The organism is Vreelandella lionensis (assembly GCF_044543515.1).
In the GTDB taxonomy this organism is placed as follows: domain Bacteria; phylum Pseudomonadota; class Gammaproteobacteria; order Pseudomonadales; family Halomonadaceae; genus Vreelandella; species Vreelandella lionensis.
This window is the reverse complement of record NZ_JBITWC010000033.1, coordinates 1-12,116: the sequence shown is the minus strand read 5'-3', so window position 1 is coordinate 12,116 and position 12,116 is coordinate 1. Positions and strand designations below refer to the sequence as shown.

Genomic DNA, 12,116 nt, shown 5'->3' with positions numbered 1-12,116 from the left:
AGCACCCTTGATAGCCTCTCCCCGCTCCCTAACAGAGATAACGCCGTGCCGCTTCGTGATTTGCTCCTGGGCCTGTTGGTCATTGTTATTTGGTCACTCAATATTATTGTGATCAAAGTGGGCGTAGCGGAGCTACCGCCGCTGTTAATGACCACCTTGCGCTTCATATTAGTGGCCGCGCTGCTGGTGCCGTTTTACCCGGTAGCCCGGGCGCAGTTGCCCTTTTTATTGCTGCTATCCATCACGTTTGGCAGCCTTCACTTTGCGCTGCTGTTTATTGGTTTGGGGCAAGCGGAAGCTGGAACAGGCGCGCTGCTTGTGCAGATGGGCACACCGTTTGCCACGCTATTGGCGGTGGTATTCCTAAAAGAGAAATTAGGGCCTAAACGCTTGGCAGGCCTGCTGCTCTCGTTTGCAGGTGTGGTGGTGCTGGCGGGCGGGCCAACGCTGCCCTCGCCGCTACCGTTAACCATTTTGCTATTGAGTGCGTTTGGCTGGGCGGTGTCGCAGCTATTGATCAAACGCGGGTCGCCCATTGCGCCACTAGCGCTGGCAGGTTGGGTAGCGCTCTTTGCGGTGCCTCAGGTTGCGCTCGGCTCGTGGCTCTTTGAGCAAAATCAGTGGCAGGCCATCGCTCAGGCAAGCTGGCTGGGATGGGGCGCGGTGGCGTATACCGCTGTTATGTCGTCGATTGTCGCTTACGGCATTTGGTATGCGCTGCTGAGCCGCCACCCGGTGAATCGCGTAGTGCCAATGACGCTCCTCACCCCTGTTTTCGCGGTGGGCTTAGGCGCGCTGCTGATGGACGATCCACTGGGGGTGCATAAACTGGTAGGCGGCGGCTTAGTGGTCGCGGGAATCGCCCTGATTGTGCTGAAGTTTGGCAAACAGCGGCCAACCAGGGCGTAAGAAAGCACGTTATTCGGGGCGGCAAAAACCGGCCAGCGCAGGCACCGAGACACAGTCGCCTACCTGTATGCCACGCTCAGCAAAATAGCCCGCGTTAACTTCCAGCGCCGCATGATAGGCCGCCCCGGCAGGGTAAGAGGGGCACTCCTGAGGAGCATCAGATTCGCAGGGCGGCATGGTGTTGATGGCGACGATGCGCCCTTCGCCGTCGATATAAGCGATATCCAGCGGAATTAGCGTCCGGTACATCCAAAAGGCGTTACCGGCGGGCTGCTCGCTCTCAAATCGGAACAGCATACCGCGGGCTTCAGGCAGATTTTTGCGGCCCATCAGGCCCCGCTGACGCTGCGAAGCGGTTTCGGCGACTTCGACATCCAGGCGATGCGGGCCACCTTCGCTATGGATCGCCAGCGGCAGCGTGTTGGCTGGCGCGGGTTCAGCCGCCCAAGCCGCTAACAGCGGCAGGGGTAAACAGGCGGCAAGCGAAACACCGGCAGCGGTTTTCAGCAGTTGACGGCGTGTCAGGGTCATAACAGGTTCCTTTTGTTGTGTGATGCCGTTTGGGTACGCTGCGCGGGCATAAGATGAATCCCCTCAGCCAGCAGCGAGACGTGTACCCTTTCTCCCAAGCTAAGCTGATTACGTTTAGCCGCGTGGGTGGCGATGTCGAAACGTAGCATATCTCCGTGGGAAACACGCAGCGAGATTGATGTCATGCCGCCCAACACCACCATTTCGCTGACCGTCGCCGCCACCGGGTTTTCGCGTTCGCCTTGGGAAGGCCGTCCCCGACGATGCAGTACAATATCCGACGGCGGCAGGTACCAGGCCAATGACTCTCCTACTTCACACTGGGCGATACCTTCGCTGACTTCTAGCAGCCATTCCCCCCACTGCAAGCGTCGCCCAGCGTCCGTCTCGACCACTTCCCCGCTAAAGACGTTGTGGCGATCCAGCAACCTAGCGACAAGCGGCGAAGCGGGCTGTCGAAACAGCGCTTCAGGCGTGCCCTGCTGCAGGCTGACGCCGTTATGCAGCACGCAGATTTGATCGGCGAGCGCGGTGGCTTCTTCCAAGTCGTGGGTGACGAGAATAATGGGAATGGAGATCTGTTGGCGCAGCAGCGCCAGCTCACGCTGTAAGCGGCGTCGAGTCACTTGATCTACCGCAGAGAACGGCTCATCCAGCAGCAGCGCTTGGGGCTCTCTGGCCAAGGCGCGAGCCAAGGCCACTCGCTGGCGCTGGCCGCCGGAAAGCTCGCTAGGGTAGCGCGCCTCTAAGCCTTCCAAGCGCACTTTAGTGAGCCACTGAACAGCCTGTTCACGCCTTTGAGCGCGGGGCAGGTGTCCTATGGCTAGCTGAACGTTCTGCAGCGCCGTTAGATGAGGGAACAGCGCATAATCCTGAAACACCATACCAATCTGGCGCGCTTGCGGCGGCAGTGAGTGGCGCTGGCCGCTTTGGGCCAGAAACCACTCCCTGCCCGCGCAGCTCACTCTGCCCTGCTGAGGCTGGTAAAGCCCGGCAATGGTGCGCAGCAAGGTAGTTTTACCACTTCCCGATGGCCCGACCAGCGCCAACAACTCGCCAGGGGCGCAGCGAAACGAGGCATTGAGCGGAATCGGGCCAGCCTGTTGGGCCGTCACTATCAGATCATCCACGTGACCACCTGCGCTTGCCAGCGAGCCCATAGACAAGGCCTAAGGTTGCCAGAGAAATGGCCAGCAAGAGGGCGGACATGCTCGCCGCGCCCTGCTCGTCAAAGGCCTGTACGCGGTCATAAATGGCAATAGAGAGCGTGCGGGTCTCGCCATCAATCGCACCGCCGACCAGCAAAATCACGCCAAACTCGCCCAGTGTGTGCGCAAAGGTTAGCGCTGCCGCCGACAAAATGCCCGGCCACACCAGCGGCAATTCAATACGCCACAGGGTTTGCCATGGGCTTAGCCCACTGCACCATGCCGCCTCACGCAGGTTCGCAGGCACATGCTCAAAGGCACGCTGAATCGGCTGAATAGCAAAGGGGAGATTGGCAATCAGAGAAGCCAACAAAATACCGCTAAAGGTAAAGTTGAGCCCGCCCCCTGTCAGCGCCGCCCAGGCACCGCCTAACGGCGCATCGCGGCCAAACTGCTGAAGCAGATAAAACCCCAGCACCGTAGGCGGTAGCACCAGCGGCAGCGCAATCAGCGCCTCACACAGCCCCTTGCCACGGAACTGTGCCGTCGCCAGCACGCGCCCCCACCAAATGCCTAGAGGTAATAAGAAGAGACAGGTAAACGCCGCGAGCCGCAGCGAGACAGAGAACGCCGACCAGTCCATTAATCGGTACTAAATCCGTAGGTTTCAAAAATCGCTTTCGCATCCGCCTGTTGCAGCCACTCGTAAAACGCGTGAGCCACTTCTCCGGCCTGCGGCGTTAACACCATGCGCTGGCGCAGCGGCGTATGCCACGTTTCAGGCATCAACACCGCCTCGCTGCGCTCCGCTAGCGCGGGCGCAACTGCTAGCGAGTAAGCCACTAAGCCACCTCGAGCCTCGTCGGAAAGGGCAAACTGCATCGCCTGGGAGACATTCTCCCCTTGAACCCGCAGCGGTTCGCTGGCTTCCCAAAGGCCCGCCTTTTGCAACACGTCTCGGGCGGCCATGCCGTAAGGGGCGTGTTCTGGGCTGGCAATGGCGATACGCAGCCGCTGCCCCTCTGCCAAGGCGGCAATGGCCTCCTGCACGCCGGCAAGCGGCGCTTGCTCACTGGGTACGGAGTAACGGCCAGCCGGCTGTACCCAGGCTAGCCGTCCTCGGGCGTAAATCACGCCCGTGTTATCCACGTACCCCTCGTCGTACAGCGCTTGAACGAACTCTTCATCTGCTGACAAAAACAGCTCGAAGGGCGCGCCCTGGGCGATTTGACGACGAAAGTTGCCGGAGGAGCCGAAGTTAAGCCGCAGCGCGTGGCCGGTCTGCTGGGTAAACTGGGCGGCAGCTTCCTCCAGGGCGAACTGCAGGCTAGACGCCGCCGCCACAATGGGCGCGCCCGCCATCACAGGCGCGCTTAGCAGCCAACCGCACAGGAGCAGCAGTGCGCGCATTCGTTTACGCCTTCGCGTTTTCGGCGTGCTGCTCGGTAATGGCCATCACTTTCATGGTGTTGGTGCCGCCGTGGGCGTTCATGTGGTCGCCACGGGTCAGGATGACGTGATCACCCGGCTTGGCGACGCCCTGCTTCACCAACAGCGTAAGGGCTTGGTCGTTAAGCTCGGTGGCGGTCATTTCTGAGGTATCGAAGGGAAGTGAGACCACGCCGCGGTACATGGCCATACGGCGCTGGGCAATCGGGTTGTGAGCCAGGCCGACGATGGGCAAGCCCGAGCGAATGCGCGAGGCAATCAGCGGCGTGTAACCAGAGGCGGTCATGCAGGCAATCGCGACCACGCCTTTCATGTGGTTAGCGGCATACATGGCCGAAAGTGCAATGGTTTCATCCGGGCGGGTAAAGCCTTCGTGGATACGATGGCCCGACTCTTGGGCGACCCGCTCACGCTCGGCACCCAGGCACACACGCGCCATCGCTTCTACGGTTTCCAGCGGGTAGTCGCCCGCGGCGGTTTCCGCAGAGAGCATGACCGCATCGCTGCCATCCAGCACCGCGTTAGCCACGTCGAAGACTTCAGCGCGGGTGGGCAGCGGCGCGGAGATCATGCTCTCCATCATTTGGGTGGCGGTAATGACCGCGCGGTTAAGCGAACGGGCGCGTTTAATCATGCGCTTTTGCACGCCGACCAGTTTGGCATCGCCAATTTCCACGCCGAGGTCGCCACGGGCAACCATCACCGCTTCGGAGGCTTCGATAATGCCATCCAGCGTGGCGTCATCGGCCACGGCTTCGGCGCGCTCCACTTTGGCAACGAGGCCAATTTCCTTGCCCTCTTCGCCCAACAGGCGGCGGGCTTCCAGCATATCTTCCGCAGTACGAGGGAAGGAGATCGCCAAATAATCGACACCAATCTCAACGGCGGTTTTCAGGTCGGTTTTATCTTTTTCTGTCAGCGCGGGAGCAGATAGCCCGCCGCCCTGCTTGTTAATGCCTTTATGATTAGAGAGCTTGCCGCCCACCACCACCTCGGTATGTACCTGCTTGCCCTCTACGCGGGTAACATCCAGCACCACGCGGCCATCATCCAGCAGCAGGCGGTCGCCCGCCGTTACATCGTCGGCCAGGGTTTTGTAATCGCAGCCGACGCCGTGGATATCACCGGCATCACTGTCCATGGCCATATCCAGTACAAACGGCTGGCCCTCTTCTAAATAAACCGCCCCCTCTTTAAAGCGGGCAACGCGAATTTTGGGGCCTTGCAAATCACCTAGCGCGGCCACGCTGCGGCCTAGCTGAGCGGCGATTTCACGCACACGGGCAAGGCGGCGACGATGGTCGTCGGCCGTGCCGTGGGAAAAGTTCAAGCGGACCACATCCACCCCCGCTTTCAACATGGCTTCCAGCACGCCTTCACGGTCGCTGGCGGGGCCGAGGGTCGCGACAATTTTGGTACGACGAAGGGGGATATGGGTGTTTGCGCTCATAAATGTCCTAACCGTTCATAGAGTAGAGTGTCAGCTTATCAGGATAACCCAACCAAGATGACACTCGCATGCACTTGCGGTGGGCTATTCCGCTAAAGTGACGGTAACATCCAGGGGATATTCATCACAGTTATTGCCATCCCCACCGCGATCCACCACTAGAAACTCCCCTTCGCGCTCCAACACCGACTGAATCGCGTGCCAAGTACCGGCGCGGTAGTTCACCCCTTGGCGACCGTCGGTCACAAACGCCTGCACCTCGTCTGGCGCAATGGTATCGCCAGGCGGTGCCACCACCACGATAAAGCGCTCCTGATGCAGCGGCATAAACGCCTGACTGCCCTGGGGGTGGCGCTCTAAAAACGTGAGATTGAGCGGCAGCGTCACTGGCTGGCTGACAAAAATATTGATCAGCGTGTGGGCGTTTTCACCGAGAGTTTCGACCTTAGCGAGATCGTGATGGCGCTGGGTGCGCCCGGCGTTAATCGGAAACGACGCGGACGTGCGGGCATCGATGACGTCTCCAAAGGGCGCAAACGCCTCCGCCGTCAGCGGTTTTGCCGTCAGATTTAACATAGCATCATCCTAACGAGTGATAGTTGTGGTGGGCTTCCCAACTCAGATTTTGAGCGCCGCATGGCGGTTAACGTCTTTGTACAACAGGTAGCGGAACGGGCCAGGGCCGCCGGCGTAGCACGCCTGAGGGCAGAAGGCGCGTAGCCACATAAAGTCGCCCGCTTCCACTTCGACCCATTGCTGGTTCAAGTGATACACCGCTTTGCCTTCAAGTACGTAGAGGCCATGCTCCATCACGTGGGTTTCATCAAACGGAATCACGCCACCCGGCTGAAAGGTAACGATATTGACGTGCATATCGTGGCGCACGTCGTTGGGGTCGACAAAACGCGTCGTTGCCCAGCGGCCTTCGGTGCCCGGCATTTCGATCGGTGCGATCTCCTGTTCGTTGGTCACGAAGGCTTTGGGCACTTCCAGACCTTCTACATACTCGTAGGCTTTGCGCACCCAGTGGAAACGCACCGGCTCGCGGGTTTCATTGCGCACCTGCCAGTGGCTGCCAGGTGGAATAAACGCATAGCCACCCGGCCCCATCGTATGACGCTCGCCCGCTAAAGTGAGCGTTAACTCACCCTCCACAATAAACAACACGCCTTCCGCCTGGGGGTCTAGCTCAGGCTTATCGCTACCGCCCTCGGGCTGCACTTCCATGATGTACTGGGAGAAGGTTTCCGCAAATCCCGACAGCGGACGCGCCAGCACCCATAACCGAGTGCCCTCCCAAAACGGCAGGTTGCTGGTCACGATATCGCGCATCACCCCTTTGGGAATCAGTGCGTAGGCTTCGGTAAAGACCGCACGGTCAGCGGTGAGCTGGGTTTGCGGCGGGTGCCCGCCGGTGGGGGCGTAGTAAGTCGTTTTATTCATTATGATGCTGCCTTTTAACGAGTCGGTGCCGGATGATGCTCCGCCCAGTGGCGGGCGATGTCCACCCGGCGTGTCACCCACACTCGGTCGTGGGCTTCAATATGGTCTAAGAAGCGCTGCAGCGCGCGGAAGCGACCCGGACGGCCCAACAAACGGCAGTGCATGCCGATTGAGAGCATTTTCGGCGCCTCTTCTCCTTCTGCATACAGCACATCAAAGGCGTCGCGCAGGTAGGTAAAGAAGTGATCCCCCGTGTTGAAACCTTGCGGGGCAGCAAAGCGCATGTCGTTGGTATCTAAGGTGTAAGGCACGATCAGATGGTTATGCTCAGCCCCCTCGCTATCGCTCACCTTCGTCCAGAACGGTAGGTCGTCGCCGTAGTAATCGCTGTCGTAAAGGAAACCACCTTCGTCCAGAATTAAACGGCGCGTATTGGGGCTGTCGCGCCCGGTGTACCAGCCTTCAGGCTTTTCACCGTACAAGCGCTGGAAGATCTCCATGGCTTTTTGCAGATGCTCACGTTCGACATGCTCCGGGGTTTCTTGGTAGTGAATCCAACGGTAGCCGTGGCACGCCACTTCATGGCCAAGCTCTTTAAACGCCTGGGCCACATCCGGGTGGCGCTCTAGCGCCATCGCCACCCCAAATACGGTCAGTGGCAACCTGCGGCGCTCGAACTCGCGCAGAATACGCCACACGCCGGCGCGGGAGCCATATTCGTAGATGGACTCCATGCTCAGGTGGCGGTCTGGGTAGCTGGCCGCACCAATAATCTCGGACAAAAACTGCTCCGAGCCTGAATCCCCATGCAGCACGCAGTTCTCACCGCCCTCCTCATAATTAAGCACAAATTGAACGGCGATTTTGGCCTTGCCTGGCCAGTTAGCGTGGGGCGGCGTGCGGCCATAGCCGATTAAATCGCGAGGGTAATGAGACGTCATGGTCAGGCTCCTTCAACAAGGCAGAGCGTTTTAGTTTGTATACAAAATAGCCATTTTGAACGGCCATCGCAATTCAACTCAGGGCTAATTAGCTGAGATATCGACGCTTTTAAGATAACTTTCGCGCTAACCCATTGAAACCTGAACAATTGGTCAACTCTCTGCGTAGTTGAACAAGGCGTTAAAAGGCTTGCGCATATCAAAAAAGCGCCCTATTTTCGTATACAAGATAGAAAATATTGTTTACATGCGAGCGCCTCAACGTGCATATACGACTGATTAACCCCAACACCACGGCAGCCATGACGGCCACCATTCGTCTCGCTGCCGAGCAACTGGCCGCCCCATCGACCACCATCAGCGCCACCCAGCCTGACGCAGGCCCTATCTCTATCGAGAGTCACTTTGATGAAGCGGTCAGCGCGGTGGGCGTGGCCGAAGAGGTGCTGAAAGGCGAGCGCGAGGGCAATATTGATGCCTACGTAGTGGCCTGCTTTGGTGACCCCGGCTTACTGGCTGCCCGCGAGCTGACCCGCGCCCCAGTGATTGGCATTGCCGAAGCCGCCTTTCACATGGCGACCCTGATTAGCACGCGCTTCTCGATTGTGACCACGCTAGGCCGTACCGGCATTATTGCCGAGCACCTTCTTGAGCAGTACGGCTTAAGCCACCACTGCCGCCGCATTCGCGCTGCGGAAATTCCGGTGCTGGATTTAGAAGATCACCCTGACGCCGCCTTTAGCCGAATCGTGCAAGAGTGCTGCCGCGCCCGCGATGAGGATGGCATCGGCGCGATTGTGCTGGGCTGTGGCGGTATGGCGAACCTAACCCACGCCATTAGCCGCGAAGTTGGCCTGCCCGTGGTGGAAGGGGTAAGTGCGGCGCTGAAGCTTGCCGAATCCCTCGTGGGACTGGGCTTACATACCAGTAAATACGGCGATTTAGATTACCCGCGCCCAAAAGCCTTTACTGGCAAGTTTGCTGATTTTTCAAATCTGACGCTGCCCCCCATACGCAGCTGAAACACGTAAAAGCAGCATAAAAACGATAACAACATAACGAATACCGCCATTAGCACGCCATGCCGCAAGCGTCTCCTGGGCAGATAACTGCCCAGGTTACCAATAACATCGATAATCTTGCGAGGACGGTAACATGAGCACTTCAACCTCTGCTCTTACCTCAGATGCAGTACCGGGAGCGGCTAGCCCCGCCACCGCCAAAGCCGTTGGGGCCGAAAGCTTAGCTCCACAAAGCACCCGCATTATGGGGCGCACCTCCTACTTTTTAGCCTGGTTCGGAGGGTGTGTCTCTATCGGCACCTTCGCCATGGGCTCAAGCGTGGTGGGCACGCTCAACCTGCTGCAAGCCACCCTGGCCATCGCCATTGGCTGCTTTGTGATTGGCGTGGCGCTCGCCATTAATGGGGCTGCTGGCTACAAATACGGCATCCCATTTATGGTGCAGGCACGCAGTGCATTCGGTTTTACCGGCACGCGTATTCCCGGTTTGGTGCGCGCCGTTCCTGCCATCGTCTGGTACGGTTTTCAAAGCTAGATTGGCGCAGGTGCCCTCAACATGGTGTCGGCGACGCTGTTCGGCTTCGATAACCTGATCTTCTACTTTATTACCTTCCAGTTTTTGCAGATTGGCCTTTCGGTACTCGGCTTTCAGGGCATTAAGTGGCTGGAAAATATCGGCAGCGCCTTTATTCTCTGCTCGCTGATGTACATGTTCTACGCCACGGTGCAGCGCTACGGTGACGAGCTTTCCACCAGTCTGCTGACCATGGAAGGCTCTTGGGGGATGCCCTTCTGGAGCGCCACCATGCTGTTTTTGGGCATCTACAGCACCATGATGCTGAATGTGAGCGATTACTCCCGGGAGCATAAAAAAGGCACCGGCCAAGGGCTATTAACCACCATTTACGCGATGTCGATTCTGCCCTGCACGCTGTTTATGGGCCTAATTGGCTACATGGTGTCGCAAGCCACCGGCACCGCCGACCCCATCCAAGTGTTCGCCAACGCGGTGGATAACACGCCACTGCTGATGATCACCCTGCTGTTTATCGCCTTCGCCCAGGTGACCACCAACGTGCTGAATAACGTGGTGCCACCTACCTACGTGCTGATGGACGTGTTCAAGCTCAAATTCCCCGTCGCCACCGTCATTGTGGGTCTGCTCGCCTTCGCCACCTTCCCCTGGAAACTGGTGCAGCCGGAATCGGCCGCAGGCCTGCAGCTCTTTGTACAAACCTACTCTGCCTTCCTTGGCCCCATCTTCGCCATTCTGGTGGTGGACTACTACGTGATTCGCCGCCGCACGCTGGATATCGGCAAGCTCTACGATGAAAACGGCCCCTATCAAGGCATTAACCAAGCGGCGCTGATAGCGACAGCGGTAGGTATTGTCGCAGCGCTCTCTTTCTCGGCGGTCTCTTGGTATGCCAGCCTCATTCCTGCCGGACTGACCTACTACCTGCTGATGAAACACTGGCCCGCCTGCCAGCGATTCACTCAGTAACTCGCCTTGCCAACGCCTGCCACCCTCGCGTGGCAGGCGACCATTTCCGGATAAAGAGCCTTGCAATGAATGAACAACCCAGCCAAAGCGACCTAAACATCCAGCAGATTGATCCAACGCTCTATAACGAAGACCTCGCCCCGCTAAAGCCAGAGCACCGCACCTGGGGCGCCTTTGAGATTTTTAACGTCTGGTCCAACGATATTCAAAGCCTGTTTGGCTACACCCTGGCGGCGTCGCTGTTCCTCTCTTATGGCCTAAACGGCTGGGCCGTAATGGCCGCGATTATTCTGGCCGGGATTATCGTCATGTTTCTGGTCAACCTGACCGGCAAACCCAGCGTGAAATACGGCATTCCCTTCCCGGTCATGGTGCGCGCCAGCATGGGCGTGCGTGGTGCCAACCTGCCCGCCATGCTGCGCGCTATCGTGGGTATTTTCTGGTACGGCGTGCAGACCTACTTCGCCTCCACCGCCGTGGCCCTGCTGATCACCGCGCTGTTTGGCGTGGGCAACGGGGGTACGTTCCTCGGCCTTTCCGGGGTGGCGTGGCTCTCGTTCGTCATCGTGTGGCTGTTTCAGATCGCGATTTTTTGGCAGGGCATTGAGCGCATCAAACACTTCCTGAACTGGGCAGGCCCACTGGTCTATGTGGTAATGGTGGTGTTGATGATCGTGGTATGGGTACAAGCCGGTAGCGAGCTGCTCCCCGCCATTGGCACCATCTTCAGCGGCAACGGTGAGCAGGGTGGCCTGGGTGCGTTTCTCGCCATTGTGGGTACGATGGTCGCCTACTTCGCCGCAGTGGTGATCAACTTCGGCGACTTTACCCGGTTTGTAAAAACCGAGCGCCAGATGAAGCTGGGCAACCTGCTGGGCCTGCCCTTGAACGTGGCGTTCTTCTCGTTTATTGCGCTGATTATTACCGCAGGCACGCTGGTACTGTTTGGCGAAGCGCTAACCAACCCGGCGGATATTGTGGAACGCGTCGATTCGCTGCCACTGACCATCGTGGCTGCCCTCACCTTCTTTGCCGCTACGGTGGGTATTAACCTCGTCGCTAACTTCATTCCCCCCGCCTACGACTTAGCTAACCTGTTCCCAAGCAAAATCAGCTTCAAGATGGGCGGCTTGATTACCGCCGTGATTGCCTTTTTCGTGGGTGCGCTATGGATCTCAGTGATCAGCCAAATTGGCGTGCCGGGCTTTGTAAATGCGCTGGGCGCTATCGTCGCGCCGTTCTACGGCATCATCGTGGTGGACTACTACCTGATCAAACGCCAGCACCTCAATATGCAGGAGCTATTCTCCTCAGCCCCCGGCAGCGCTTACTACTACGTCAACGGCTGGAACACTCGCGCTCTTATCGCCTTTGGCGTGGCGGCAATGTTCTCGCTCTCTACCGTATTGGTACCGGCTTTAGCCAGCTTAGGCGGCTATGGCTGGCTGATCGGCGCGGGCTTGGGTGGGGTATTCTATTACGGGCTGATGAGGCGGTTTAAGGCAGCGCCTGTGATACCTGAGCAGAAAGCGGGCTAAGCCATGTAGTGATGACTCAGTAGTGATGACTCACTGCACCACATAGATAACCACTAAAAGCGCCACCGGATGAGCTCCGGTGGCGCTTCAGACTGCTGACAAAGCCCTGGCCCTTCGGCCAGGGTTTTGCTTTGATAAGCGTATCGTTTTTAGTGGTGGCCGATATGCTCAAAGACCCTTC

At 58.4% G+C, this 12,116-nt stretch carries 11 protein-coding genes and 1 pseudogene; 4 read left to right on the top strand and 8 right to left on the bottom strand.

What is annotated here, in order from left to right; all coding sequences use genetic code 11:
- Positions 1 to 45: 45 nt before the first annotated feature.
- Positions 46 to 909 carry a DMT family transporter gene (locus ACIGG6_RS16655; protein WP_399846044.1) on the top strand — a complete coding sequence of 288 codons (864 nt, stop codon included), beginning with the start codon at positions 46 to 48 and terminating at the stop codon, positions 907 to 909.
- A 9-nt stretch (positions 910 to 918) separates the two neighbouring features.
- On the opposite strand, the gene ACIGG6_RS16650 is transcribed toward ACIGG6_RS16655, so the two are convergent.
- From ACIGG6_RS16650 to puuE, 8 genes are all read right to left on the bottom strand, one after another.
- Positions 919 to 1,440, bottom strand: coding sequence for a DUF192 domain-containing protein (locus ACIGG6_RS16650; protein WP_253027860.1), 522 nt, complete (start codon positions 1,438 to 1,440; stop codon positions 919 to 921).
- Positions 1,437 to 2,570, bottom strand: coding sequence for an ABC transporter ATP-binding protein (locus tag ACIGG6_RS16645; protein ID WP_253505477.1), 1,134 nt, complete (start codon positions 2,568 to 2,570; stop codon positions 1,437 to 1,439). Before ACIGG6_RS16645 ends, ACIGG6_RS16650 begins: the two co-directional genes overlap by 4 nt.
- Positions 2,563 to 3,231: a molybdate ABC transporter permease subunit gene (modB, locus tag ACIGG6_RS16640; protein WP_054640951.1), complete on the bottom strand. Its 669-nt coding sequence runs from the start codon at positions 3,229 to 3,231 to the stop codon at positions 2,563 to 2,565. Before modB ends, ACIGG6_RS16645 begins: the two co-directional genes overlap by 8 nt.
- Positions 3,231 to 3,998: a molybdate ABC transporter substrate-binding protein gene (modA, locus tag ACIGG6_RS16635; RefSeq protein ID WP_253505479.1), complete on the bottom strand. Its 768-nt coding sequence runs from the start codon at positions 3,996 to 3,998 to the stop codon at positions 3,231 to 3,233. Before modA ends, modB begins: the two co-directional genes overlap by 1 nt.
- A gap of 4 nt (positions 3,999 to 4,002) precedes the next feature.
- The gene (gene pyk / locus ACIGG6_RS16630) at positions 4,003 to 5,487 is read right to left on the bottom strand and encodes a pyruvate kinase (RefSeq protein ID WP_253505481.1); all 1,485 of its coding nucleotides are present in this window, start codon (positions 5,485 to 5,487) and stop codon (positions 4,003 to 4,005) included.
- A gap of 84 nt (positions 5,488 to 5,571) precedes the next feature.
- On the bottom strand, positions 5,572 to 6,063 hold the full coding sequence (locus ACIGG6_RS16625; RefSeq protein ID WP_253505483.1) for an ureidoglycolate lyase: 492 nt from the start codon (positions 6,061 to 6,063) through the stop codon (positions 5,572 to 5,574).
- Positions 6,064 to 6,105: 42 nt separating this feature from the next.
- Positions 6,106 to 6,930, bottom strand: coding sequence for a bifunctional allantoicase/(S)-ureidoglycine aminohydrolase (locus ACIGG6_RS16620; RefSeq protein ID WP_062360626.1), 825 nt, complete (start codon positions 6,928 to 6,930; stop codon positions 6,106 to 6,108).
- A 14-nt stretch (positions 6,931 to 6,944) separates the two neighbouring features.
- Complete coding sequence (gene puuE / locus ACIGG6_RS16615) at positions 6,945 to 7,871, bottom strand: allantoinase PuuE (RefSeq protein WP_253505485.1); 927 nt, start codon at positions 7,869 to 7,871, stop codon at positions 6,945 to 6,947.
- A gap of 263 nt (positions 7,872 to 8,134) precedes the next feature.
- Between puuE and ACIGG6_RS16610 the strand changes: the two genes are divergently transcribed.
- From ACIGG6_RS16610 to ACIGG6_RS16600, 3 genes and pseudogenes are all read left to right on the top strand, one after another.
- On the top strand, positions 8,135 to 8,893 hold the full coding sequence (locus ACIGG6_RS16610; protein ID WP_399846036.1) for an aspartate/glutamate racemase family protein: 759 nt from the start codon (positions 8,135 to 8,137) through the stop codon (positions 8,891 to 8,893).
- A 133-nt stretch (positions 8,894 to 9,026) separates the two neighbouring features.
- A pseudogene (locus ACIGG6_RS16605) lies at positions 9,027 to 10,397 on the top strand (NCS1 family transporter).
- Positions 10,398 to 10,462: 65 nt separating this feature from the next.
- Entirely contained in the window at positions 10,463 to 11,935 is a 1,473-nt protein-coding gene (locus ACIGG6_RS16600) for an NCS1 family nucleobase:cation symporter-1 (RefSeq protein ID WP_399846033.1), read from the top strand.
- The last annotated feature ends 181 nt before the right edge of the window (positions 11,936 to 12,116 follow it).

Coding starts and splice junctions, on each gene's coding strand:
- ACIGG6_RS16650 (WP_253027860.1), bottom strand. CDS start 1,440: ATGACCCTGACACGCCGTCAACTGCTGAAAACCGCTGCCGGTGTTTCG.
- modB (WP_054640951.1), bottom strand. CDS start 3,231: ATGGACTGGTCGGCGTTCTCTGTCTCGCTGCGGCTCGCGGCGTTTACC.
- modA (WP_253505479.1), bottom strand. CDS start 3,998: ATGCGCGCACTGCTGCTCCTGTGCGGTTGGCTGCTAAGCGCGCCTGTG.
- pyk (WP_253505481.1), bottom strand. CDS start 5,487: ATGAGCGCAAACACCCATATCCCCCTTCGTCGTACCAAAATTGTCGCG.
- ACIGG6_RS16625 (WP_253505483.1), bottom strand. CDS start 6,063: ATGTTAAATCTGACGGCAAAACCGCTGACGGCGGAGGCGTTTGCGCCC.
- ACIGG6_RS16620 (WP_062360626.1), bottom strand. CDS start 6,930: ATGAATAAAACGACTTACTACGCCCCCACCGGCGGGCACCCGCCGCAA.
- puuE (WP_253505485.1), bottom strand. CDS start 7,871: ATGACGTCTCATTACCCTCGCGATTTAATCGGCTATGGCCGCACGCCG.
- ACIGG6_RS16600 (WP_399846033.1), top strand. CDS start 10,463: ATGAATGAACAACCCAGCCAAAGCGACCTAAACATCCAGCAGATTGAT.